This window comes from Streptomyces sp. NPDC058289, from assembly GCF_042880975.1.
Lineage (GTDB): Bacteria > Actinomycetota > Actinomycetes > Streptomycetales > Streptomycetaceae > Streptomyces > Streptomyces stoeckheimensis.
In genome coordinates this window covers 26,920-50,558 of record NZ_JBHVYI010000044.1, presented here as the reverse complement: position 1 = coordinate 50,558, position 23,639 = coordinate 26,920, and the positions used below count along the sequence as shown (strand labels likewise).

The 23,639-nt window shown below is 69.8% G+C and carries 20 protein-coding genes and 1 riboswitch; of the genes, 11 read left to right on the top strand and 9 right to left on the bottom strand.

The window, feature by feature from the left end; translation table 11 throughout:
* Positions 1 to 179: 179 nt before the first annotated feature.
* The 7 genes from ACFVX6_RS22645 to ACFVX6_RS22615 all read right to left on the bottom strand — a co-directional run bounded on the left by ACFVX6_RS22645 (position 180) and on the right by ACFVX6_RS22615 (position 12,474).
* Positions 180 to 6,833, bottom strand: coding sequence for an RHS repeat-associated core domain-containing protein (locus tag ACFVX6_RS22645; RefSeq protein ID WP_389694125.1), 6,654 nt, complete (start codon positions 6,831 to 6,833; stop codon positions 180 to 182).
* A 156-nt stretch (positions 6,834 to 6,989) separates the two neighbouring features.
* A complete protein-coding gene (locus ACFVX6_RS22640) occupies positions 6,990 to 8,261 on the bottom strand; it encodes an ABC transporter permease (protein ID WP_389694163.1) in 1,272 nt (423 codons plus the stop codon).
* A 14-nt stretch (positions 8,262 to 8,275) separates the two neighbouring features.
* Positions 8,276 to 8,977 carry an ABC transporter ATP-binding protein gene (locus tag ACFVX6_RS22635; protein WP_389694123.1) on the bottom strand — a complete coding sequence of 234 codons (702 nt, stop codon included), beginning with the start codon at positions 8,975 to 8,977 and terminating at the stop codon, positions 8,276 to 8,278.
* Positions 8,974 to 10,458, bottom strand: coding sequence for a hypothetical protein (locus ACFVX6_RS22630; RefSeq protein WP_389694121.1), 1,485 nt, complete (start codon positions 10,456 to 10,458; stop codon positions 8,974 to 8,976). Before ACFVX6_RS22630 ends, ACFVX6_RS22635 begins: the two co-directional genes overlap by 4 nt.
* Positions 10,459 to 11,424: a hypothetical protein gene (locus tag ACFVX6_RS22625; RefSeq protein WP_389694119.1), complete on the bottom strand. Its 966-nt coding sequence runs from the start codon at positions 11,422 to 11,424 to the stop codon at positions 10,459 to 10,461.
* Positions 11,425 to 11,497: 73 nt separating this feature from the next.
* Positions 11,498 to 11,965 carry a hypothetical protein gene (locus ACFVX6_RS22620; protein WP_389694118.1) on the bottom strand — a complete coding sequence of 156 codons (468 nt, stop codon included), beginning with the start codon at positions 11,963 to 11,965 and terminating at the stop codon, positions 11,498 to 11,500.
* Between the two features lie 29 nt (positions 11,966 to 11,994).
* Positions 11,995 to 12,474: a hypothetical protein gene (locus tag ACFVX6_RS22615; RefSeq protein ID WP_389694116.1), complete on the bottom strand. Its 480-nt coding sequence runs from the start codon at positions 12,472 to 12,474 to the stop codon at positions 11,995 to 11,997.
* Positions 12,475 to 12,931: 457 nt separating this feature from the next.
* Here ACFVX6_RS22615 and ACFVX6_RS22610 point away from each other — a divergent pair, with 457 nt between their 5' ends.
* The 5 genes from ACFVX6_RS22610 (at position 12,932) to ACFVX6_RS22590 (ending at position 17,877) form a co-directional block, all read left to right on the top strand.
* Entirely contained in the window at positions 12,932 to 13,321 is a 390-nt protein-coding gene (locus ACFVX6_RS22610) for a hypothetical protein (RefSeq protein ID WP_389694114.1), read from the top strand.
* 222 nt (positions 13,322 to 13,543) lie between these two features.
* The gene (locus tag ACFVX6_RS22605; RefSeq protein WP_389694112.1) at positions 13,544 to 15,775 is read left to right on the top strand and encodes a glycoside hydrolase domain-containing protein; all 2,232 of its coding nucleotides are present in this window, start codon (positions 13,544 to 13,546) and stop codon (positions 15,773 to 15,775) included.
* Between the two features lie 49 nt (positions 15,776 to 15,824).
* Positions 15,825 to 16,568 (top strand): hypothetical protein, encoded by a 744-nt coding sequence (locus ACFVX6_RS22600; RefSeq protein WP_389694111.1) that lies wholly within the window; start codon positions 15,825 to 15,827, stop codon positions 16,566 to 16,568.
* A 253-nt stretch (positions 16,569 to 16,821) separates the two neighbouring features.
* Entirely contained in the window at positions 16,822 to 17,229 is a 408-nt protein-coding gene (locus ACFVX6_RS22595; RefSeq protein ID WP_389694109.1) for an SsgA family sporulation/cell division regulator, read from the top strand.
* 126 nt (positions 17,230 to 17,355) lie between these two features.
* Positions 17,356 to 17,877, top strand: coding sequence for a hypothetical protein (locus tag ACFVX6_RS22590; protein WP_389694107.1), 522 nt, complete (start codon positions 17,356 to 17,358; stop codon positions 17,875 to 17,877).
* A gap of 28 nt (positions 17,878 to 17,905) precedes the next feature.
* Here ACFVX6_RS22590 and ACFVX6_RS22585 read toward each other — a convergent pair whose 3' ends face one another.
* A complete protein-coding gene (locus ACFVX6_RS22585) occupies positions 17,906 to 18,637 on the bottom strand; it encodes a flavodoxin family protein (protein ID WP_389694105.1) in 732 nt (243 codons plus the stop codon).
* A gap of 238 nt (positions 18,638 to 18,875) precedes the next feature.
* A riboswitch (cobalamin riboswitch) is annotated at positions 18,876 to 19,070 on the top strand.
* A 28-nt stretch (positions 19,071 to 19,098) separates the two neighbouring features.
* Here ACFVX6_RS22585 and ACFVX6_RS22580 point away from each other — a divergent pair.
* Genes ACFVX6_RS22580 through ACFVX6_RS22555 form a run of 6 tightly spaced genes read left to right on the top strand, consistent with a single transcriptional unit; the run spans position 19,099 to position 23,302 of the window.
* Positions 19,099 to 19,794: an energy-coupling factor ABC transporter permease gene (locus ACFVX6_RS22580; protein WP_389694103.1), complete on the top strand. Its 696-nt coding sequence runs from the start codon at positions 19,099 to 19,101 to the stop codon at positions 19,792 to 19,794.
* Positions 19,794 to 20,132, top strand: coding sequence for an energy-coupling factor ABC transporter substrate-binding protein (locus tag ACFVX6_RS22575; protein WP_389694101.1), 339 nt, complete (start codon positions 19,794 to 19,796; stop codon positions 20,130 to 20,132). The genes ACFVX6_RS22580 and ACFVX6_RS22575 overlap by 1 nt, the downstream gene beginning before the upstream one ends.
* Before the next feature lie 3 nt (positions 20,133 to 20,135).
* Positions 20,136 to 20,885, top strand: coding sequence for a cobalt ECF transporter T component CbiQ (gene cbiQ, locus ACFVX6_RS22570; protein ID WP_389694099.1), 750 nt, complete (start codon positions 20,136 to 20,138; stop codon positions 20,883 to 20,885).
* Complete coding sequence (locus tag ACFVX6_RS22565; RefSeq protein WP_389694097.1) at positions 20,882 to 21,730, top strand: ATP-binding cassette domain-containing protein; 849 nt, start codon at positions 20,882 to 20,884, stop codon at positions 21,728 to 21,730. The genes cbiQ and ACFVX6_RS22565 overlap by 4 nt, the downstream gene beginning before the upstream one ends.
* A gap of 18 nt (positions 21,731 to 21,748) precedes the next feature.
* Positions 21,749 to 22,738 (top strand): hypothetical protein, encoded by a 990-nt coding sequence (locus tag ACFVX6_RS22560; protein WP_389694095.1) that lies wholly within the window; start codon positions 21,749 to 21,751, stop codon positions 22,736 to 22,738.
* 9 nt (positions 22,739 to 22,747) lie between these two features.
* Complete coding sequence (locus ACFVX6_RS22555; protein ID WP_389694093.1) at positions 22,748 to 23,302, top strand: PadR family transcriptional regulator; 555 nt, start codon at positions 22,748 to 22,750, stop codon at positions 23,300 to 23,302.
* A 44-nt stretch (positions 23,303 to 23,346) separates the two neighbouring features.
* Here the strand turns inward: ACFVX6_RS22555 and ACFVX6_RS22550 are convergent, their stop codons facing one another.
* A complete protein-coding gene (locus tag ACFVX6_RS22550) occupies positions 23,347 to 23,559 on the bottom strand; it encodes an EF-hand domain-containing protein (RefSeq protein WP_389694091.1) in 213 nt (70 codons plus the stop codon).
* Positions 23,560 to 23,639: the final 80 nt, after the last annotated feature.

Sequence of the window (23,639 nt, the reverse complement as noted above, 5' to 3'; positions counted from 1 at the left end):
CCCACGAGGACGCCTCACGGGCCCCCCCCCCCCCCCCCCCAAAAAACCAACGGGTCGGGGGGGCACAAGGCGTAAACCACGACCCCCCCCTACCCCCCCCCCCCCCCACCCCAAAACCCCCCGCCCCCCCCCCCGGGGGCAAGCGCGGGACGGGGCCACGGGGGTGTCGCGGGTGAGTGTCAGTTGCTGGCGCGCTTCTGCGCGTTGCGGTCACCCGCGAGCTTCTCGTTGAACTTCTTCTTCTGCTGGGCCGCCTTCAGCACCTTCGGGTCGAGGCAGGGCAGACCCGCGGCGACCCTGTCCAGCGCTTCCTGTTCGGCAGCGGACAAGGTCTTTCCACTGGACTGCTTGCCACCCTTCGACTGGGCCACGCTCGAACTCGTGTCCCACGAGGTGCTGTCGTCCGTGGTGGAATCGTAGGTCGTGCCGTAACTCTGGGAGTCACGCCAGCTGTTGATGCCCTCACTGATGGCATAGGCCACCGCGAGGACCACGACCACGACGACCACGGCCACCACGAAGACGACCAGCGCCTCGGGTGCCAGGAGCACGGCCGCGACACCGCCGAGGAGTGCTCCGAAGAACCTTCCGCTGGGGTCGGCGTGGTTGAGCGGGTTGTTGTCGACGTACCCGTAGGCGCTGAGCGACGTGCGCACCGCCGGGTCGACGGTGAGGAACTGCGCCGTCTTCGGGTCGTAGTAGCGGGCCCGGAGGTAGGTCAGGCCGGTCTCGGCGTCCGCGTACTGGCCGGAGTACTGCAGCGGGGTCGACGCACCGGTGTGCGCGCTGACCACGCCGTACGGCGTGTAGCCGTAGGTACCGGCGATCGCGCCGGCGGCGTCGGTCAGGGCGCGGGTGGAGCCGAGCTGGTCGTGGAAGTACCACTGGGTGCCGGTGGCGGCGATCTGCGCGACCGGGGTGCCGCCGGGACCGTAGAGGTAGCTGGTGGTCCCGTCGTAGAGCAGGTTGGGGTCCTGCTCCGCGTCCCATGAGAAGGCGGTGGTCGTGGACCCCACCGTCTTGGAAGCGCGCAGTCCGTTGCCGTCGTAGGCGTAGGTCGACGTGGCGCTGCCGATGGTGGCCTTGGTGAGGCGGTTGGCCTGGTCGTACGTGTACGAGCTGACGGCGCCGGCGCCGGTGGTGGCCTTGGTCCGGTTGCCCTGCTGGTCGAACTGGTACGTGGTGGCACCGGCCGCGGGGGTGCCGCAGACCGGGTTGACCGGTGCGGTGCCGGTGGTGGACCAGCACAGCTGGCCGGCCGCGTCGAAGACCTGGTTGGTGGTGCCGACCAGGGTCGGGTTGCCCGCGGCGTCGTAGCCGAAGCTCGTGGTCGCGGCGCCCGCCGTGGCGGTCTTCAGCTGATCGCGGGTGGTGTAGCCGAAGGTCTGGGCACTGCCCGGTACGCCCGTGGGCGTCTCGCCGCTGAGCTGACCCGCGAGGTCACGGGTGTAGGTCAGGGAGGCGAGGGTGGTCGTGCCCTTCTTGAGGGTGTCGGTCAGCCGCTGGCCTGCGTCGTTGAAGCCGCTGGTGGCGACGGTGCCGTTCGGGAAGGTGGTGGAGTTCCAGTGGCTCTCGGCGTCGTAGCCGAAGGTGGTGGACTTGGTGTTCCAGTCCAGCAGCCCGGTCAGCCTGTTGGCCTTGTCGAAGGTGCGGGTGACGGTGCGGCCGGTGCCGCCGGGGTAGACGATGGACGTCTGGTTGCCGTTGGCGTCGTAGCCGAAGGCGGTGGTCGCACCCGCTCCGTTGGTCTGCGAGGCCAGTCGGCCGAAGGCGCCGTAGGACCGGGTCGTGGTGCCCGTGCCGTCGGTCATCGACGTCTGGCGGCCCGCCGGGTCGTAGGTGATGGCGGTGATGTTCGGCGTGGTGCCGTCGGAGTACGTGGCCGAGACCGGCCGGCCGGCCGGGTCGTAGGCGTACGTGGTCACGCGGTTCTGCGGGTCGGTGGAAGTCACCAGGTTGCCCGCGGGGTCGTAGGCGACGGTCGTGACCCGGTTGTTCGGGTCCTTCCTGCTGGTCTGCCGCGCCTGGGCGTTGTAGCCGTAGACGGTCTCCTTGCCGGCCGCGTCGACGGTCTTGGCGACCGTCCCGTCGGCGTGGTAGACGGTCGTGAGCTTGCTGGTGTCCGCGAGGGTGACGCCGGTCTTCTGGTCGAAGTTGTCGAACGTGTTGACGGTCTTGTTGTTGTTGGCGTCGGTGGACGAGGTCAGGTTGCCGTTGGCGTCGAAGGAGGCCGACACCGTGCGGCCGAGCGGGTCCACGGTCTTGGTGTGGTGGCTCCACGCGTCGTAGGTGAAGCGGGTGCAGCCCTTGGCGGGCGGCGTGCAGCCGGTCACGATGCCCGCGGCGACACCCGCCGGGCTGACCGTGGAGGTCAGCAGGCTGCGGTTGGCGTCGTAGCCGTAGAGCGTCTTGTTGCCCTCGCCGTCGGTGGCGCTGGTGACGTCGCCGGCCGCGTTGTAGGTGTTCGTAGTCGTGTTGCCGCGGGCGTCGACCGTCCGGGTGGCGTCCGCGGGGTGCGCGGCGTCCTCGTAGTGGATGTTCACCTGGTTGGCGGGGGCGGAGCCGCTCACCGGCACCTGGGTCACGCTGGTCAGGAGACCGAATCCGCTGCCCGCAGCGGCGATGTGCCCGGCCTCGTCATAGGCGTAGCCGGTCTTCAGGCCCGCCGGGTCGATCTTGGTGATCAGGTGGTCCGCGTCGTCGAACGCCTGGCTCGTGGTGAAGCCGCGGGCGTCGCTCGCCGAGATCTGGTTGCCGTGGTCGTCGTAGGCGAAGGTCTGGAGGTTCCCCTTGGGGTCGCTCGTCGACGTCAGGCCCATGCTGATCGGGTCGTAGGTGTACGTCCACGTCCCGGCCTCGGGGGTGCCCTCGCCGCGGATCTCCGACGTCAGCATTCCGCTCTGGTAGGTGTAGAGCGTCTTGTGACCGACCTGGTCGATGACCCGGGTCTGCCCGGCCGTCAGGCCCTTGGCGGCGTCCGGACCGTACTCGAAGACGGTGAGGCCGCCCAGCGGGTCGGTCTGGCGCGTGACGCGCTCGGCGGCGTCGTACACGTTCGTCGTGATCGGGGTGGGCGTCGCCGTGGACCCGAACTGCGCGGGCTTGCGCATCGTGGTCATCAGGTGCGCCGCGTTGTAGCCGAACGTGGCGTGGTCGTCGTCCTTGAGCGTCGGGGTGCGGGTGGTGCCCGCGCCGTAGACGTCGGTGAGGTTGCCGGCGGCGTCGTAGCCGTAGGTGACCTTGCGGCCGGCCGTGTCCGACAGGCCCGTGATGTGGGTGCCGGTCCAGGTCAGCGTGTACGCGCGGCCGCCCGGGTCGGTGATCGTGCTCAGCTGGCCGGATCCGTTGTACGCCATGGTGGTGGCGTACGGCGGGGTGGCCTTGCTGCCAGCCAGGTCGGTCGCCGAGAGCACGCGCCCGGTGGCGGTGTCGAAGGTGAAGACGTCCTTCGACTTGCGGGTGAAGGTGTACTTCGTCCCGGACTTGGTCAGGGACGCGTTGTAGCGGGGCGCGCTCGGGGCGTAGGTACCCGCGGTGTTGATGAAGGTGACCTGCGAGCCGTCCTCCTGGCTCACCGTGACGTTGCCGCTGGTGGCGTCGGTGGCTGCGGAGATGTTGTAGGAGTAGGTCCAGCCCCAGCCGAAGGGGCCGTTGACGGCCAGGGAGGCGTTCGGGCCGGCCGGGCTGGACAGGGGGGAGGCGTAGGTGCGCGAGAAGTTCAGCGGCGCGCCGCGGCCGGGGGTGGTCAGGTCGGTCATGGTCTCGCCGAAGAAACCGGTGCTGGTGTCCACCGGGTCACCGGCGGTACGGCGCACGCAGCCGCACTGGGTCCAGGCCGGGTTGCTGCCCTTGGGCGCGTCCTTGATGCCGGGCGGTCCGCCGATCGGCTGGCCCGGGGTGCCGCCCATCGGGATGAAGGCGACGGCGTCGTACGCGACGTCGTAGTCCGCGTAGTTGATGTTGCCGGAGCCGGTGATCTCACTCTGGTTGGTGAGCTTGACGTTTCCGCCGTTCTGCATGGCGAACGTGCCGACCGTGACCCACTCTTCGGTGCCCCAGTCCTGGTTCACCCGGATCTTCCACGGGCTCACTCCGCCGCCCGGATTGATGGTGTAGACGACGTTGGTCGCCGACGCCGCAGTCGACGGGAAGTGCAGCTTGATCTTGTAGTACTGCAGCTTGGGCAGGTTGGGCGTCCAGGTACCGGTGTTGATCTGGTCCGGGTTGGATCCGTCCTCGGTGTGCGTGAACAGCACGTGCCCGCCGAAGCCCACACCCAGCTGGTGGGTGTCCAGGGCGCCGATCGGATCACCTGCGGCGTTGGTGCCGTAGGAGTACGTGAAGGTGCCGCCCTGCGACCAGTTCGGCGCACCGCAGCCCACCCGGTTCAGCGGGGGCTGGCTCTGGGACTCGTCGACGATGATCGGCGCGCCGTAGCCGGCGCTGCCGACCTTGGCGGAGTCCAGGGTGCAGGTCGGCGGGTGCGCGTACGGCTTGACCATGGCCGGCTCGGTCGACCCGGCACCGGCGGTGTAGGCGCTGGTCGCACATGTGGTGGCGCAGTCCGAAATGAACGTCACGGGACTGTGCCACCAGCACTGGAGGCTGGCCAGCGTGCAGTTCTTGGGGTTCTGCTGACCGGTCGGGTCGCACAGGTTGTCGGTCGTGCAGAAGCTGCCGGGCGCCGGGATCTGCAGCCAGGTCTTGCCGCCGTGGTAGTCGGGCTTGGCGTAGGCGGGGTTGTTCCAGCGCAGGATGGGCTGGCCCATCCAGCCCATGATGCGCTCCTGGTACGGCCAGCTCGACGGGTGAGAGGCGTCCGCGTAGGAATTGCGCAGGTACGGGGCACGGGTGGGCGGGTAGTCGGGGTTGGCCGGGTTGTTGGACCAGCCCAGGCCCCAGGTGCCGTCCGCTCCGACGCAGGTGGGGCTGGGAGTGCAGCCCGTGGTGTTGCCGAACTTGGCGTTGGGCTGGATGCCGGAGTTGTACGCCCAGGCGGCCAGGTACCAGTTCTCCAGGTAGCGGGGGTTGGCGCCGTTGACGGTGATGCCCGCGTCGTAGAGCTGGTTCCAGGTCCTCTGCAGGATCTGCAGGCCCGCGGACACGTTCTCCTGGTAGTCGACCGCGATCTTCGTCTGGCCGTTCACCGAGTAGGTGGTGTCGCCCTTGGACATGCCCGTGGTGACCTGGCCCAGACCGTAGCCGCAGTCGGCCTTGGTGTAGTCCATGTGGCTGATGCTGCCGCCGGCGCCGTAGTAGTCGCCGACCAGGACTCCGCCCGCGATGCCGGGCAGGGCGTGCCAGGAGGCCTGGCTGTAGTTGCTCTCCTGCGCGACGATCGCCTGGTAGAGCGAGCGGGGCACCGTGTCGTAGGTGTCCCCCGCCGGGTGCTTGAGCGGCACCCGGGCGAAGTCGCCGTTGGGGGCGTACGCCGCCAGGCCCAGGTTCGCGTACCCGGCCGGGCGGGTGTAGGCGGAGCCGGTCAGCAGACCCTGCTCGGCCATCTCGATGGCCCAGGAGACCTGCGCCGTACCGGGCTGCAGGACCTGCCGGTTCTCGGCCAGTCGGTCCACCGCGCACTTCGGCGGGGTGTCGGCGGCCAGGACCATGGAGTTGACCGCTGCCTGCGGTTCCTTCGTCCACTGGACGCCGGAGCCCGCACTCGGCGCCGCGCTCGGGGACTTGGATCCGGAGGAGAGCGGGACGACCGGCTTCGTCAGCGGGGCCGGCAGCGTGGTGTCCGCACCCTTGGCGGACTTCGCCGCCGGGCGGTTGAGGAGCCTGCCGTCCTTGGTGGCCAGGAGCAGCGGCGCGTCCGCTTTGCTCTCGGCGCCGTCGCCGATCAGGGCGCCGCCGTCCAGGGAGACCGCGGTGACGCCGTTCGGCAGGCCCTTGGCCTGGGCATGAGTGATCCCCGAGCCGGAGGCGACCTCACTGGCGCCCACCGCGATGGAGCGGCCGGAGCGGCCCTGCATCAGGCGCAGCGACTCCTTGGGGCCCTGCCCCACGGAGGAGACCTTTCCGGAGCGCAGCCGCATCAGCTTGGACGGCTGCCCTGCGCGGTCGGACTGGACCGCGAAGTCCACCGTCCCGCCGCCCGCGGGCCGCAGGTCGTACGGGTTGCCCTCGACCTTCGCGAGCACCTTCGGGGCGTCCGAGCCCGCCACGGACGGGGGAATCCGTACGAGAGAGTCGCCCATCACGCCGACCGGGCCCTCGGGGGTGGGGACCACGGAGGTCACCTGCCCCTGCACGGTGACCTTGCTGCGGATCTTGCCCGTGGGCAGATCCACCGAGAAGACCTGCGTACTGCGCTGGTTCTCACCGGGGTTGACGACGAACGTCGCCTCCGTCGCGAGGCCGCAGCCCGGCGAGTGGTACTTCATCGCGACGCCAGTGGCGACCGGCTTGACCGCGCCGCTGCGCAGATCGACCGAGTACGCGAACGCCCCGTGGTCCCGGGCCTCGGCCCGGTTGACGGCGGACGCCGGGAGGACCGTGACGGCCGCGTAGCGTCCGTCGCCCGAAACGCACTGATAGCCCGTCCAGGAGGAATCGTCGATCCCTCCCGGGCGTACGACCGCCAGCTCGCGCCAGGCGTAGCCGCTGGCGCCGGTGCCCACCGCCAGGTGGTAACCCGCGCTGTCACCCCACCCGTTGAGCAGCACATCCGCGGCAGGACCGACCGATTCGGCGGGCGCCTGCACGCCGGGGGCCTTCGCGGCCTTCGGACCGGAAGCCGCGGACGCGGGGCCCTGTGCGGCCGCCAGCAGGGACATGGCCAGGAGCAGCGTCCCTGGTATGCCCAGCTTCGGCCATCTGTATCGCGACACAAAGAACTCCCCATGAAGGAGTACGCACAATGCGCACTCCACGCGCCGCGCTGGATCCACCAGCACGGCGAAACCCCTGCCGGTCCTTGGAACGGACGGACCGGCAGGGAAACCTTTGGGCGGCCGCAAGGCCGGGGGTGGATCCCGGGTCTTCCGTCAGCGCCGCAGTGCTTCTACGGGCTGGATGCGGCTGGCGCGCCAGGCCGGGTAGATGCCGGCCGCCAGGCCCGTGGCCAGGCCGAGTGCGGGGGCGGCGGCGACGATGCCGGGGTGCAGCACGGGCGTCCAGTCGCGGACCAGGGCCACCGCGACGACGGTGATCGTGCCGAGGGCGGTGCCGATCAGCCCGCCGAGGCTGCCGAGGGCAGCGGATTCCGCGAGGAACTGTGCGGTGACGTGCCGGGTACGGGCGCCCAGGGCACGGCGCAGCCCGATCTCGCCGGTACGTTCCATGACGGCGACGAGGGTGGTGTTGGCGATGCCGACCGTGCCGATGAAGAGGCAGATGAACGCGAGGAGGAGGAACAGCTGGTCGAGGTCGGCCGTGACGTTTCCGCGCAGGGTCCTCGGGTCGGGCGGCGGGACGGTCTTGAAGTACTCGGGATGGGCGGGCGAGAGGGCCGTTGCCGCTTCCGTGCCGACCTGGGGCGCCGCCCCCAGCTGGGTGGAGATGAGCATCTTGGCGTTCTTCGGGGCGCCCCAGATCTCCTGGGCGGTGGAACGCGGGACCACCACCGACATCAGCAGGTCGGCCTTGCGCTCGACGTCCTCGACGATCCCCACGACGGTGAAGCCCTGGTCGCCTATGAAGACGGCCGGCTGTGTCTCCAGCGTGGTGATGCCGAGCCGGGAGGCCATGCCGCTGCCGATCACGGCCACGCGCTGCTTGGTGGCGTCGTGCCAGGCATCGTAGACCCGGCCCTGGGACAGGGTGGGACCGGCGGCTTCGAGTGCTCCGGAGGAAGCGGCGACGACCTGGAGGCCCGTACCGCCCGCCCCGCCGCCGACGGGGGTGGACCGGACCGCGTCGCCCTCGCCGAGCCGCACGCTCCAGTAGACGCCGGCGTGCCGTACGCCGTTGAGGCGGGACACCCGTTCGTCGGCGTCGGGCGGGAACGCGAGTTCCACGAACTCGTTCGTCTCCGTGGCCACGTCCTCGACGGTCACCTCGGTCGCCGTCAGGGTGTTGAACCGCTCGTCGATCTGCGAGGAGGCCGTCGCCGTCAGCCCCAGGATGGCCACGAACGTGCCCACGCCGAGGACGGTGCCCACGGAGGTGAGCGCCGATCGGGCGGGGCGTTGCAGGACTCCGGCCAGACACTCCGAGACCAGCTCCCGCCAGGCGAACCGGGACCGCGGCACGGGCCTCACGTACCGGGGGGCGCGACGCAGGGCCGCCGGGACCTTCACGGCCTTCACGACTCTCATGGCCTTCGTGTTCTTCACGGACGCACCAGCTCGCTCAGCGCACCGTCTCGGATGGCCACGGTGCGGTCGCCGCGGGCCGCCACGGCGGGGTCGTGGGTGATGACCACCACCGTCATGCCGTCGCGATGGAGCTCGTCGACGAGTTCCAGGATCGACTCGGCGGTGGCGGAGTCGAGGTTGCCGGTCGGCTCGTCGCACAGCAGGAGCGAGGGGGCCCCGACCAGGGCCCTGGCGATGGCCACGCGTTGGCGCTCCCCGCCGGAGAGGGTGGTCGGCAGCGCGTCCGCCCGGTGGCCGAGGCCGACCCGGTCGAGCGCTTCCCTGGCCTTGGCCCGTCGCTCCGCGCGGCCGCTCCCCCGGTAGACCAGCGCCAGGGCGACGTTCTCCCAGGCGGTGCGGTGCGGGAGCAGGTGGAACGCCTGGAAGACGAAGCCGATGCGCTGGGCGCGCAGGGCCGTGCGGTCGGCGTCCCGCAGTGCGCCGGTGTCGACCCCGTCCAGCAGGTAATTGCCGCTGGTGGGGGCATCGAGCAGCCCCACGATGTTGAGGAACGTGGACTTGCCCGCTCCGGAGGGGCCCACGACGGTCAGGAACTCTCCCCGTCCCACCATCAGGTCGCAGGACTTGAGCGCCTCCACCGGCGGCGTCCCGGGGTAGGTCAGGCCTGCCCGGCGCAGTTCGACCACCGGAGGGACATCGGAGGGCGGGGATGTCACTTGCCTCCCCCCTGACCGGAGTTCGCGCCGGTCCGTACGCCGACGACGACGCGCTCGCCCTTGGACAGGTGCTCGCCCGCGGTCGGCCTGACCTCCACGTGACCGTCACCGGTCGTTCCCGTGGTCACTTGCACCCGACGGCGGGTGCCGTCCGCCTCCAGTACGGTCACGTAGGTCCTGCCGTTCACCGCGGCGGAGACCGCCGAGACGGGAACCACCAGTACCTCGCCTCCGGTCGAGGCCGCCTCGATGGTCAGACGTACGTCCTGTCCGGCGAGCTTGGGGTCCAGGGGCTCCTTGGGCTGGACCACCATCAAATAGCCGTTGGATCCGCCCGGTTGCGGCCCGGCGGGCTGCCCGCCGCCGTCGGCCGGCTTTTCCTGTCCGGCATTTTCGGCGACCGAGACGACCGAAGCGGTCGAGGCGCCGCCCGTGACCTCGGACAGGACCTCCACCTGCCGCCCCGGCTGGACCAGACCCTTCTGGTACTCCTGGAGATAGCCGTTCACCACGAGGGCTCCGGCCGACACCGTGAGCACCTTGCCGGACACCTGCGCCCCGACCTTGGAGGCGATCGAGTCCACCCGGGCCGGGAAGCTCGACAGGAAGACCAGCTCCGAGACGGGCAGCATCGGACCGGCCGTCGCCAGGACTTCCTTCAACTGCTCCCGTGCGGTGCGCAGATCCTCCTTCGCACGCTCCACCTGCTTGCGCAGATCGCTCAGGTCCCCCGCGGAAGCGGAACCCGCCGAACCCTTCTCGTCCGTGGCCGGCGGCTTGGTGGCGGCGGAACCCGGCGGGGGCGCAGTGGACTTGCCGGCCCTGTCCACGGAACGCTGCGCGTCCTCCACGGCTCGCTCCGCCGAGGTCACGGCCTTCTGTGCGGTGGCCACCGCGGTCTTCCCGTCGGGCAGCGCGGGGCGTGCGTCGTAGCCGACGGAGGCGTAGAGCGCCGACAGGGCCGTCTTCGTACCCTCGCCGAAGTATCCCGCCCGGTCTGCGCCCACTCCGTGGCCCAACCCGGCGAGCGCCTTCTGCAGTTGGGCGACGTCGCCGCCCTCGGCGCCGGGCTTGAAGTCCCGGTACGCCGGCAGGGTGCCCCGTAGCGCGATGACCGGCCGTCCCGAGACCTCGAGCAGGACCTGGCCCTCCTTGACCTTGTCCCCCACATTGACCGGCAGCTTCGTGATGACGGAGCCGGCCGCGTCGGAACCTCCGCCGACAGGAGCCACGTCCACGGACTGCTCCGCGGTCACGGTCCCGCGCACGACCACCGAGGCCACCAGCACCCGTTGCTCCACGACGGCGGTCAGCACGCTCGGCGGCGGAGCCGCGGAATCCGCTGCGGCTTGCGCGGGCGACTTGATCACCTGGGCGACCGCCACCCCGACGCCGGACAGCAGCACGGATCCTGCCGCCACCCCGACAACCCACTTGCGCCGACGCGAGAGACCCGCGGACGGCGGCTGCTGCTCAGTCATCTAGAGGTTCCCCCGGAGGGCTTCGGAGGCGTTCTTCACGGACCGCTCGGTCTCTTTCCGGGCGTCCTGGAGAACTTCCTCCTTCTTCCCGATCATCGCCTTCTGGATCTCCGACTCCACGGCCACCCAGATACCGAGAAGGTTGGTGCGGTACTTGCACTGGATGTCGGCCTTGGCGGTCGCCAGCTCGTTGGGCGTCACGCCATCGGCGGCCAGTTCGTCGAAGGGCTGCAGCGGCGACTCGAACTTGTGCCCCGAATCGCCCATGCACTTCGACCAGGCGGCAATGGCCGTTTTGACCTGGTCGTCGTCCAGGGAGAACTTGAAGCTGGCCATGTTGATCTCGCGCGCCGCGGAATCGTCCAGCCCCTTCCCGATCTTCCTCTTCGCCTCGCCGGCACAGCCGCCCTTGGGTATTTCCTTGCCCCCGACCTTTTCGCCCTCGCTCACCTTGAGGAGCGGGTCGGAATCCCCGAGGAAGGTGCGGTTCGCCGCTTCGCTCATCTCCACTCCGGGAGCCTCCGGCGCTCCGCTGCCGTCGACAGGGAGTCCGTAGCCGTACTTGGAGGCGGATGCTTCATCGACGATTCCGTAGCGGCGCTGCCGGTTGGCGGCATTGTCGTCGCCCGCAGTCTTCGTTCCGGAGTCGGTCCACGCGTAGTCGAATCCGTACCGGGCCATGCAGTCCTTGGCGGCGAGGCGGGAAGCCTTGAGTATCTGCTTGCGCTCGTCCTGTGACGCCAGATAGGCCTCGATCGGCAGAGCGGGGACAGCGGCGGATTTGACGTCCGGGACGCTCTGCGGGACCGAGTAGCTGGGAGAATCCGGAGCGTCGCCCTCACGCGCAGACTTCGCACCGTCCTCAGTGGCGCTCGAGCAGCTCACCGCGAGGGCGACCAGCGCCAGCGCCAGCGGGAGGATCGTGCGGGAATACGTGCGAAGCCTACGGTTTTCCATTGAATCCACCTTTGGAGAAATTACGAGAAGAGATCGGGGCCGACCGACCACTGACAGCAGACGATCGACCCCACTCACTCATTTAGCACTCGCCGCACAGACGGTCCTGCGACGCGTTGTTGTTGAAGGTGTAGTTCAGGTTTCCGAAGTAGGTGCCCCAGCCGTACGGGTCCCACTGGTCCGCGGGACCGGACCAGCCGCTGTTGTAGTACACGCGGGTGCTCGTGTCGTTGTAGTTGTACACAAACTCCGCGTGGTTCTTCAGCAGGGTGCCGTATCCACCGAGGGTGCTGCCCTCTTCGAAGCGGTAGGGAAGGCATCCCTGCGAGGAACAGGCGTAGGGGTTGGCGGCATAGTTGTGAACCTTGCCGAAGATGCCCGTCTTCGAACCCTTGGCGTTCGCGTAGTAGTAGATGCACAGGGGGAAGTTGCCGTAACGGCCACACTTGTAAATGGTGCCGTCGGCCGAGTTGGCCGAACTGGGCGCCGCGCTCATGAACAGAGCAGCGACAACGAGTGCGAAGACAGCACTCAGCGACTTGAGGCGCACGATCTCTCCTTGTTGGTTACTGACGGATGTCAGTGGTTGACGTCGACCACGATGCGGTTCGGAGCCGTGAGCTTGAAGACCCGGTACGAGGAGTGGTTGCCCAGGGCCAGTCCGATGTGGAAAGCCCTGGCCTCGGGGTCGACGATGTCGGTAAGGCCCTGCCCCTTGAGGCTCGGGAAGCCGTACGTCTGGTAAGCCGGGCTGGTGTACACCTTGGTGAGGGTGCTGAAGTCGAACCCCGTCGCCGGCGACAGGTAGAGCTTCAGGTACTTCTGACCCGTGATCGGAACGACGTGCTCGTTCGTCTCGTCGCCACAGCACGTCAGCGGAGTCGTCTGCGTCGTCTCCGTCCACCCCGGGATGACGCCCTCGCCCAGGTCGATCACGAACCGGTCGAAGGTGGGATGCGTCGCGGCACGTACACCGAGAACGCAGATGCCCTGACAGTCCGGAGTCGCAGTGGTGGCGGCCTGAGCCTGCGGAGCGGTCACGCACATGGCAATCGCCATCGCCGCAGTTGCAACTGCGGCCTTGCCGAGGCGAGATATTGCAAAACGCATCGAATCACCCTTCCCGGGCGCACCCTTAAGCGGGTGAAACGGCTCGGATGGAGACGATCGGGCGCCCAAAATCGCCCGTTCCACCCGAAGCGCCCAGACCCCCGTGAGTGCGCAGCTTTCGCGAGTTGCCCATACCTGGCTCACCGAAGGGATTTTCGAACCCTTCGCGGCAACGCGATCATTAGAACATCATTACAATCCGACAAATAAGACAGTCCAGGACATGGAGATAGTCACAGTTGGGTAAAACGGACGGCCCCCACCGGCACCCGTGAAAGTGCGGACTCACCGCCCGATTAAGGGACTTACCGCCGCGGTCCGATAGGCGCGCACCACACCCGGCGAGCCTTCCGGGACCCCGCCGGCACGGGCCCCGCAGCACTGAGGGAGGGCGTACGGTTCGTCCATGCCGTCCAACGATTCCGCTCCGGTCGACAGCACCCCGTCCGGTCGCCCGGCCACCGTCTCCTCCTCCGTCTCCGCCAAGCGGGTGATCACCGGGGTTTCCCTGTGGTGGATGGCATCACCCGTCGCCTTCATCCTTTCCGCGGTCATCGGCCTCGGCTCGCGCGATCGCGATCCCTTCTGGGAAGGGGTCTCCGTCGTGCTGCTGTGGTCGGGCATCGGCGGCGTGGTGGTCGCCCCCGCCGTCGGGCTCCTGGCGGCCCTCCGCGTACCGCAGCGGCCGGCTCGTCGGCGCTTCGCGATCATGGGCGCGATATCCCTCCTCGTGTGCGTACTCGCCGTGCTCTTCTGGGAGTTCGCCATGGAGTGCGCGCCCGGCCAAGCCTGCTGACTTTTGCGGTCTCTGCCGTCAACCGGTTTTTTCGGGCCAACTTCCCCGCCAGTAGCTTTCTGGTCTGCCATGCGCATGATCCGGCCGTTAGGTTGATCGAACGCGACGCTGTCCCGCCTGGTGCCGGAGCGCGCGCCAACCAATGCCGGGGGGGCATTGAGGTCATGGGGGCCCATCGCCGAGCCGTGACGTGCCTCTGCCGCGACCAACAGGAGTTGCCGCATGGCCGACGAGATGGTGCTCAGAGCTCAGAAGTTCATCAACCTCACGTACCCCGGAATGCTGGGCATCGCTCCCCTCGCCGAGAACGGAGTCACCAGCTGGAACGTGATGTTCGCGCTGACCCGCGCCCTCCAGTACGAGCTCGGCATCGCGACCCTTTCGGACACGTTCGGCCCCACGACCCTGAACACCCTCCAGTCGAAGTACCCGGCCCTCAACGCCGGCACGGTGCCGTCCGCGAACTTCGCTCGGATCATCCAGTCCGGCCTGTACTGCAAGGGATACGACGGCGGCGACATCGACGGGAAGTACAACTCCCGGGTGTCGGCTTCCATCGCCAAGCTCAAGCTGGACATGGGGGTTGATTCCACCTTCCCCGGCGACTCCTTGGTGCCCAAGGTCTTCAAGGGCCTGCTCAACATGGACGCCTACGTCACCGTCAACGGTGGCTCGGAATCCATCCGTGCCGTGCAGCGATGGCTGAACGGGTCGTACCTGAACCGCCGGGACTTCAACATCATCCCGGCCGACGGCCACCACTCGCGCGACGTGGCCAAGTCCATGCTGTTCGCCGTGCAGTACGAGCTGGGCATGGCCGACGGTACGGCGAACGGCGTCTTCGGACCCGGCACCCAGAGCGGGTTGAAGAGCCATTCCGTCGCCACGGGCGACTCCGGCACGTGGGTGCGGCTGTTCTCGGCCGGCATGATCCTCAACCAGCGGCCCGTGGAGTTCACCTCCACCTTCACCAGCAGCCTCTCCTATGCCGTCAGCGCATTCCAGTCGTTCGCGATGCTTCCCGTCACCGGCACCGGGAACTTCTCGACCTGGGCTTCCCTTCTGGTCTCGTACGGCGATCAGTCCCGCAACGGCGAGGCCTGCGACGGCATCACCCTGATCACCCCGGCGCGGGCGGCCACGCTGAAGGCGAACGGCATCTCGTACGTGGGGCGCTACCTCACGAACCCCGTGCCGCCGGAGAACGACCAGGACCCCTTGCGCCACAAGGCGATCCAGCCCGGCGAACTGAAGACCATCGCCGACAGCGGCCTGCGCTGCTTCCCGATCTACCAGACGTTCGGCCGCAACGCCTCCAACTTCAGCTACCCCCAGGGACGTGCCGCCGGCCAGTCCGCCATCAACGCGGCACTGGACCACGGCTTCAAGACGGGGACGCGGATCTTCTTCGCCGTGGACTTCGATGCCCTCGACGCGGACGTCTCCAGCAACGTCCTGCCCCACTTCAAGGGCATCGTGGACGCGGTCGCCGACGACGGAAACCGGTTCGGCATCGGCGTCTACGGGCCGCGCAACGTCTGTACGCGCGTCGGCGAGGCCGGGCACGCCACGGCCTCGTTCGTCTCCGACATGTCGTCCGGATTCTCCGGCAACTTCGGCTACCCGCTGCCCGCGAACTGGGCCTACGACCAGATCGTCACCCGCACCATCGGCTCCGGCGACGGCGCGATCAACCTCGACGTCAACATCGCCTCGGGGCGCGACATCGGACAGGCCTCGTTCGACCCTCCCCGTACTCCCCTGCCGGACACCAACCTCGCCTCCAGCGTGATCTCGGCGATGCGCACGGACGTCGGCAAGTACATGGAGTCGATCGGCTTCCCCAATGACGGCGGCCTCAGGTCGCACACCCACGAGGAGTGCTTCCGGAGGGTCGTCCTCGAATGGGACACCGTCACCACCTACCTCGCCTACAAGTACAAGATGCGCAAGGCCCTCATCCAGACGACCGCCTACTGGGAGATGCGGCACATCGACCCGATCGACCTGTCCGTGGACGAGGTGGTCCGCGACACGTTCCTGACGACCGGTTACTTCAAGGACAGCTCCACCGGAATAGCCCAGCAGTTCGGCCTGACGGCCGCCCTGGCATGGAACTACGCCATCCAGAACGGCTACGAGACGGGTGAGATCCGCGACGTCACCAACTCCGAGACCAAGTACAACATCTGGAACAAGTGCCGCTTCGACGAACAGTTCGCCATGTCCACCGTCCCCCTGATCCACATCTGGAACGCGGGCGGGGCGCCGGGCAACGTGATCACGGAGAAGCCCCTGCGCCCCATCAGCCTGGACTACACGGAGAGCGAGATCTACCAGATCCTGCGCCGGTACCAGGGCCCCGAGGGCTCGGAGGCGACCGAACACGCAAAGCAGCGGACAGCCCTCTACCAGATCATGGAGAAGTACAACTCCATCTCCCGGAACGTCTGACGTGGCCGTGCGACCCACCATTGGTACGAGGATTCGAGGAGACGAAGAAGTGACCGTGGACATCTCTCGCCGCGCCGTCCTGCGACGCGCCGCCTTCGTGGCGGTCGGCGTCGCGGCCGCATCGCAGGCGCTGTCCCTTCCCGCCTTCGCGGCGGGCAAGACCCCGGATCCCGACAAGGTCCGCGAGGAGATCCGCAAGGCGCAAGAACGCAACAAGCGCGTCCTGACGGGCATCCCCTCGAAGAACGGCTGGGAGATGGAGAAGACCGCGGACGACCACGGTCACATCTACACCAGGCCGGTCCCCGGCACCCCGCTCGACGGCGTCCGGATGCGCATGGCCGACGTGGAGACCGTCCTGGTCCACGTGGTCACCCGCTTCCACTACGAGATCGACGCCCTGCGCGCGGGCGAGGTCGTCGGCTGGCGCAGCCCCGGCTCGGTGCGCAAGGGTCTGGCGGAGTCCAACCTGGCCTCCGGTACGGCGGTCCAGATCCGGCCCGGGTCCTATCCCTCCGGGGCTCGCGGCGGCTTCTTCCCCCTGGAGGAGCTGGTGATCCGGGACATCCTCGCCGACTGCGACGGTGTGGTGCGCTGGGGCGGTGACGACGCCAAGCCGGACGAGTCGCTGTTCTCCATCGACGTACCACCCGGCGACGATCGCCTCGCCAAGGCCGCGGCGAAGATCCGGGGCTGGAACCACACTCCCGGCAAGGGCTCGGGCGTCCTCGTGGACCCCCTCCAGCCCCAGCGCCGAGAAACGGCCAAACGGCTCGCCAGCCGGCAGTCCTGACACCATCCGCCGGTCCGCGCCCCGGATCAGACAGCGTCGGGCAGGCGGGTTGCACCAGCAACTCACACCCTTCCGCCGAGCCCCGACCTCCCCCGGAGGCCGGGGCTCGGCGCGTCGGGCGAAGTCGGGTCGAGAGGCCCGGTCGGACGGGACCTTTGGCCGCGGGAAGGCGGCCCGGAGGTGGGCTAGCTTGCCCGAGTGGGCATGTCGCGCGTGCGCCGGCGAGACCCCACCCCGAGAGAGAGGCGCCCGCATGACCGGCACCGAACACCGCGTCCTCCCGCTCCGCCTGGAGGCCGCGCCCGCGCCCCTGCCGGTGCGGGGCGTCTTCGTGTACCGCACCGAGCGGCCCTACGAGATCTCCCTCGACTTCGAGGGTGCCGGCATGCACATCGCCCGCTGGGTCTTCTCCCGGGAACTGCTGCTCGACGGCCAGGTCTGCGCCACCGGCGAGGGCGACATACAGGTGTGGCCGCGCTGGAGGGGCACCGAGCCGCGGGTCTTCTTCGCCTTCAGCAACGGCGAGCAGTCGTGCGTGGTGTCCGCCCGGGCCAAGGACGTACAGGCGCTGTGCCGCCGGATGACCGAGCTGGTGCCGCGCGGCCAGGAGCACCGGCACTACGACCTCGACGCCGAGCTGAGCGCCCTCCTGCCCAGCTGACCGGGGTGAACCCGGCGGGATCCTGCGAGACCCGGCAGACCGGGTGAACCCGTTGCAACCACGGCCGTACCGGGAGCGTCTTCACGGGTGACACCGTTCCCCGTCTCTCGGAATCGAGGGGACGCAATGAACCGTCCACGCCGCCGGCAGGCCACCGCACTGGGGTTGGGCGCACTGCTCACCGCCACCCTGGCCTTCGCCGCCCCGGCCTCCGCCGCAGCCACGACCGCCACCGCCACCACTACCACCGCCACCCCGCTCGTCGTCGATGCCCGCTGGGGCGGGCACTGCACGTACGACCGCGTGGTCATCGACCTGCAGGGATACATTCCCGAGGTCACCGTCACCCCCGTCCCGTCGCTGGTCTACGACGGGTCCGGCAAGCCCGTCCCGCTGGCCGGCCGGTACTTCCTGGAGATCCGCCTGCACCCCGCCGCCGGACACGACGACGCGGGCACCAACGTCTACCGCGGGCCCAAGCTCCTCAAGATCTACCTGCCCAAGCTGAAGGGCATCGCCCTGACCGGCGACTACGAGGGGTACGTCACCTTCGGGGCCGCCTTCGACACCAAGCCCGCCTACACCTCCTTCAAGCTGCACGCCCCGGAGCGCTTCGTCCTGGACGTCGCGCACCCGAACGTCTGCTGAGCACCCGCCGGCGGGAGGTCGGGCCCGTCTACCGGTGCTCGGGATTCGGGAAGTCGAAGCGGCAGCCCGCGTCCCACGAGGAGCGCTGGTTGCCGTGCGCCGGCATCCCGCCGGACCGCTTGAGCAGGGCGGCCAGGTGCATGAGGTTCCAGCTCATGAAGGCCGTGTTCCGGTTGGTGAAGTCGTTCTCCGGGCCGCCGGAGCCGGGGTCCAGGTACGAGGGCCCGGGTCCGGCTTCGCCGATCCATCCGGCGTCGGCCTGCGGGGGGATCGCGTAGCCGAGGTGCTGGAGGCTGTAGAGGATGTTCATGGCGCAGTGTTTGACGCCGTCCTCGTTGCCGGTGATCAGCGCCCCGCCCACGCGCCCGTAATAGGCGTACTGGCCCTGCTCGTTCAGGATCGAGGAGCAGGCGTAGAGCCGCTCGATGACCTGCTTCATCACCGAGCTGTTGTCCCCGAGCCAGATCGGGCCGCACAGCACGAGGATGTCGGCGTCCATGATCTGGCTGTAGAGCACCGGCCACTGATCGCTCTCCCAGCCGTGGTCGGTCATGTCCGGCCAGACTCCGGTGGCGATGTCGTGGTCGACGGCCCGGATGAGCGAGGTCCGGGCCCCGGCCGCCTCCATCACCGCGCGGCTCTTGTCGATCAGGCCCTCGGTGTTGCTGGGCTCGGGCGATCGCCTGAGCGTGCAGTTGACGTACACGGCGGTCAGGTCGGAGTAGTCGAAGGCGGGCGCGGCATCGGATTCGGCGGTCACCCCACCAGCCTGACCCCCGCCGGACGGGCCCGCCAGCGGACCGCACCCGTCCGGGTGCGGAACCGTGCGGAGGCTCGGGGTGACCATGGCCCGTCGGGCCGCTCCTCACGGAACTCCCTCTTCGATCAGCGCAATTGGGGTGAAGGGTCGGCCGACCGACGCGGAGAGTCGCCATAAATCGGAATCCGGCCACCTGTCGGCGCAATGGGGGCGGGTTGTTACCGCTCCGCGCGGCCGACTAGGGTCAGCGAGCCTTGGTGTTCGGGAAACCGGTGGGAAACCGGTGCGGCCCTCGCCACTGTGATCGGGAAGTCCGGCTCCACTCCTGCGGGAAAGCCACTGGGCTGCGCGGGAGGTTCCGCGCTGCCCGGGAAGGCGGAGCATGGACGTCAACCCGTGAGCCAGGAGACCGGCCGGGGCGCGTTGTCCATCCACGAGGTGCTGGAGAGGTCTCCCTACCCATGCATATAGCCGAGGGGTTCCTGCCCCCTTTGCACGCGGTCGCCTGGGGCGCCGCGTCCGCCCCCTTCGTCGTCCACGGCGTCCGCTCGCTCACCCGCGAGGTGAAGGCCAACCCGGAGAGCACCCTGCTGCTCGGTGCGTCCGGGGCCTTCACGTTCGTCCTGTCCGCCCTGAAGATCCCCTCCGTGACGGGCAGTTGCTCGCACCCCACGGGCACCGGGCTCGGGGCGATCCTGTTCCGGCCGCCGATCATGGCGGTGCTCGGCACGATCACCCTGCTGTTCCAGGCCCTGCTGCTGGCGCACGGCGGGCTCACCACCCTCGGCGCCAACGTCTTCTCGATGGCCATCGCCGGCCCGTGGGCGGGCTACGCCGTCTACCGGCTCCTGCGGAAGTTCGAACTCCCGCTGATGGTGACCGTGTTCTTCGGCGCCTTCTTCGCCGATCTGATCACCTACTGCGTCACCAGCGTGCAGCTCGCCCTGGCCTTCCCGGACCCGGCCTCCGGGTTCGCGGGCTCGCTCGCGAAGTTCGGGGGGATCTTCGCGGTCACGCAGATCCCGCTGGCGGTGAGCGAGGGGCTGCTGACCGTCCTCGTGATGCGGCTGCTGATGGCGTCGAGCAAGTCGGACCTGGTCCGGCTCGGTGTTGCGAAGCTGACGGGCACCCGTACCGGAGAGAAGGCGGCGGCGTGATGAGCGGGATGTCCAAGAACGCGAAGATCAACACCCTGCTGCTGCTCCTGGTGGCGGCGCTGGCCGTGCTGCCGATCGCCCTGGGGCTGGGCGATGGCAAGGAGGAGCCCTTCGCGGGCGCCGACGGGCAGGCGGAGGCGGCGATCACCGAGCTGAAGCCGGATTACGAGCCCTGGTTCTCCCCTCTGTACGAGCCCCCCTCGGCCGAGATCGAGTCCGCGCTGTTCGCCTTGCAGGCGGCCCTGGGGGCGGGCGTGCTCGCGTACTACTTCGGCGTCCGCAAGGGCCGCCGCCAAGGGGCGGCCGCCGCCGCTGCCGCCACCGCCCCGGAGGCCTAGGCGGTGCTGCCGATCGACGTGGCCGCGCACAGCAGTCGCTGGCGCGGCCGGCACCCGCTGGAGAAGGCCCTGCTCGGGATCGGGCTGACGGTCACCGCCGTGTGCCTGCCGCCCTGGCCGGGCGGGCCCCTGGTGGCCGCCGCCACCCTCGCCGTGCTGCTCGGCCCGGCCGGGGTGGCCGGCCGGCAGCTCTGGCGGGCCTTCCGGATCCCGCTCGGCTTCTGCTTCACCGGGGCGCTGCCCCTGCTGTTCGCGGTCGGCGGCCCGGCAGGGCCGGTGTCCCTGGCCCCCGACGGCCCCCGGCTCGCCGCCGAACTGCTGCTGCGCACCTCGGCGGCCTCGCTCGGGCTGCTGCTGTTCGCCTTCACCACCCCGGTCTCCGACGTACTGCCCCGGCTGGTGCGGGCCGGGGTGCCGGCCCCCGTGGTGGACGTGGCCCTGGTCATGTACCGGATCGGCTTCCTGCTGCTGGACTCCATGGCCCAGGTCCGCCGGGCCCAGGCGGCCCGGCTCGGGCACACCGGCCGGGCGGCGGTGTGGCGTTCCCTGGCCGGACTGGCCGCCACCTCCTTCGTACGGGCCTTCGACCGTGCGGCCAAGCTCCAGGCCGGTCTGGCCGGACGCGGCTACGACGGCGCGCTGCGGGTCCTCGTACCGGAGGCGGCCCTGTCGTGGCGCTTCCTGGCGGCCACCGCCGGCCTGCTGGCGGCCCTGATCACCCTGACCCTCACCCTGAAGGGGCTCTACCTGTGAACCCGTCGCTGCCCCTCTCCTCCCACCCGCCGGTGGTGGAACTGTCCGGCGCGGGCTACGCCTACGAGGACGGCCCGGCGGTCCTGACCGGCGTCGACTTCGCCATCGCGCCGGGCCGGGCGCTGGCCCTGCTGGGCCGCAACGGCAGCGGCAAGACCACGCTGATGCGGCTGCTGAGCGGCGGCCTGCGGCCCGGCGCGGGATCGCTGTGGCTGGACGGCACGGAGGTCTCGTACGACCGGGCCGGACTGACCCGGCTGCGCACGTCCGTCCAGCTGGTGGTGCAGGACCCCGACGACCAGCTGTTCGCGGCCTCGGTCGAACAGGACGTGTCCTTCGGCCCGATGAACCTGGGGCTGCCCGCTCCGGAGGTCCGCGCCCGCGTGGACTCGGCCCTCGCCGCCCTGGACATCACCCGGCTCCGGGACCGCCCCACCCACCTGCTCTCCTACGGCCAGCGCAAGCGCGCGGCGATCGCGGGGGCGGTGGCGATGGCTCCGCGGGTGCTGATCCTGGACGAGCCGACGGCCGGCCTGGACCCGGACGGCCAGGAGCGGCTCCTCGGCGTCCTCGCGGGACTGCGCGCCTCCGGCACGACGGTGGTCATGGCCACCCACGACGTGGACCTGGCGGTCCGCTGGGCCGACGACGCGGCGATCCTGACCCCGGCGGGCATCCGCTTCGGCCCGGCCGAACCCCTCCTCTCGGAGCCGTCCCTCCTGACCGCGGCGGGCCTGCGCCCGGCCTGGTCCCCGGCGGTGACCGCGCTGATGCGGGCCCACGGACTGCTGGCGGCGGACGCCCCCGGGCCCCGCAATCCGGAGGCGCTGGCCGCCTGGCAGTAGGTAGGTTCGCGGTTCGTGATGATGATCGAGACATCGAGCGAGCCACTGTCCCTCCGGTGGGACGGCGAAGAACTGGTCGACGCGGTCGGCGGGTTCCGCCGCTGGACCCCGGACGGGGCCGAGCACTCCAGCGGGTTGCGGTACCCGTACGAGTTCGACAGGGCCGCACACTCGCCCTCCGGCCGCTGGACGGCGATCTACACAGAGCGCGGCACGAAGGCCCTGCTCCTAGACGGCGAGCGGATCGCGCGCGAGCTGAACCGCAGCTACTACCAGGCCGAGGCCTACGACTACCCGATCGTGCTCGGCACGCTGCCGGACGGCCGCGACGTGCTGGTGCACTGCCCGGACGAGTACAACGTCCTACAGATCGAGGACGCGGCCACCGGCGAACGGCTCACGGCAGCGGCCCGCGAGCCCCGGGACTTCTTCCATTCCCGACTCGCCGTGAGTCCGGACGGACGGCGCCTGCTCTCCGCCGGCTGGGTGTGGAGCCCGGTCGGCCTCGCGAGCGCGTACGAACTGCAGGAGGCACTGACGGACTCCTCGGTCCTCGACCGGGAAGGGGCGCCGGGGAACATGGCGCTGGACGCCGAGGTGGCCTCGGCCTGCTGGCTCGACACGGACCGGTTGGTGGTGGCGGCGACCGCCGAGGACCTGGGCGACGGCGAGGAGCGCCGGGCGCTGCGCACGGGCGAGCTGGGCGTCTGGTCCTGTGCCCAGGGGCGCTGGACGCACCGCAGCGGCGGTGGCGACTGGGGAACCGTCGTCCCGTGCGGCGGGAGCCGCGTCATGTCCCTGTACGGTCACCCGCGGTTGGTCGAAGCCACTGACGGCACCGTCCTCGCACAGTGGCCCGACGTGGCGGTCTCCCGACGGGACGGGGCGTACGGGGTCACCCACGTCCCTTCGCCCGTGACGGCCCTGCACCCCGACGGGACCCGGCTGGCCGTGGCTACGCACCGGGGGATCGCGATCCTAGAATTCCCGGGGCTGCCGCAAACCTAGGATGGCCGCATGTCGCTCCCGCACGCCATCCTCACCGCCCTGCTCGAGAAGCCCTCGTCGGGGCTGGAGCTGACGCGGCGGTTCGACAAGTCGATCGGGTACTTCTGGTCCGCGACGCACCAGCAGATCTACCGCGAGCTCGGCCGGCTGGAGGAGTCCGGGCTGATCCGGGCGCTGCCCAGCGAGGGTCCCGTGCGCGGGCAGAAGAAGGAGTACGAGGTGCTGCCCGCCGGGAGCGGGGAGCTGGCGCGGTGGGTCGGGGAGCGTCAGGATCCCAAGCCGGTGAGGGATCCGCTGTTGCTGCGGATCCGGGCGGCCGCGGTGGTCGGGCCGCAGGGGCTGGCCGCGGAGCTGCGGCGGCATCTGGAGCTGCACCGGGCCCAGTTGGCCGTGTACGAGGGCATCGAGGAGAAGGACTTCCCGGCCGGCCGGGACTCCGACGAGGACCGGCTGCGGCGTGTCGTGCTGCACGCGGGAACCGGGTTGGAGACGTTCTGGCTGCGCTGGCTGGAGGAGGCCCTCGCCGAGGTGGAGGGCATGGCCGGCGGGCAGCGGCAGGCCTGACGCGCACCCCCGGCCCGGCAGGGGCCAGGGGGCGGCGCGGGTGCTTACTTGTCCAGGGAGGCCCAGAACTCGTCGAAGCTCAGCAGGCCGTCCTCGTTCGAGTCCTTGGCGGCGATCACGGCCTCCGCGACCGGGCCGGTGACGAACGGGTCGCCCATCTCCGCCATCGCCCGACGGAACTCGTCGGCCGTCACGAAGCCGTCACCGTTCACGTCGAACTTGCCGAACGTCGTCCGTGCGCTCTCGATGTCCGCCACTGGGTCCACCCCTTCTTGGTGCTTGTTGACCGGCTCAGGGTAGCGGCACGCCCGGCCCCCTCACGCCCCGGGTCCCGTTC

What these genes read in the sequence shown, in the direction of transcription:
- ACFVX6_RS22560 (WP_389694095.1), top strand. Translation starts at nt 21,749, where the DNA reads ATGATGATCGAGACATCGAGCGAGCCACTGTCCCTCCGGTGGGACGGC.
- ACFVX6_RS22630 (WP_389694121.1), bottom strand. Translation starts at nt 10,458, where the DNA reads ATGACTGAGCAGCAGCCGCCGTCCGCGGGTCTCTCGCGTCGGCGCAAG.
- ACFVX6_RS22555 (WP_389694093.1), top strand. Translation starts at nt 22,748, where the DNA reads ATGTCGCTCCCGCACGCCATCCTCACCGCCCTGCTCGAGAAGCCCTCG.
- ACFVX6_RS22615 (WP_389694116.1), bottom strand. Translation starts at nt 12,474, where the DNA reads ATGGCGATTGCCATGTGCGTGACCGCTCCGCAGGCTCAGGCCGCCACC.
- ACFVX6_RS22595 (WP_389694109.1), top strand. Translation starts at nt 16,822, where the DNA reads ATGACCGGCACCGAACACCGCGTCCTCCCGCTCCGCCTGGAGGCCGCG.
- ACFVX6_RS22610 (WP_389694114.1), top strand. Translation starts at nt 12,932, where the DNA reads ATGCCGTCCAACGATTCCGCTCCGGTCGACAGCACCCCGTCCGGTCGC.
- ACFVX6_RS22590 (WP_389694107.1), top strand. Translation starts at nt 17,356, where the DNA reads ATGAACCGTCCACGCCGCCGGCAGGCCACCGCACTGGGGTTGGGCGCA.
- ACFVX6_RS22575 (WP_389694101.1), top strand. Translation starts at nt 19,794, where the DNA reads ATGAGCGGGATGTCCAAGAACGCGAAGATCAACACCCTGCTGCTGCTC.
- ACFVX6_RS22640 (WP_389694163.1), bottom strand. Translation starts at nt 8,261, where the DNA reads ATGAGAGTCGTGAAGGCCGTGAAGGTCCCGGCGGCCCTGCGTCGCGCC.
- ACFVX6_RS22580 (WP_389694103.1), top strand. Translation starts at nt 19,099, where the DNA reads ATGCATATAGCCGAGGGGTTCCTGCCCCCTTTGCACGCGGTCGCCTGG.
- ACFVX6_RS22605 (WP_389694112.1), top strand. Translation starts at nt 13,544, where the DNA reads ATGGCCGACGAGATGGTGCTCAGAGCTCAGAAGTTCATCAACCTCACG.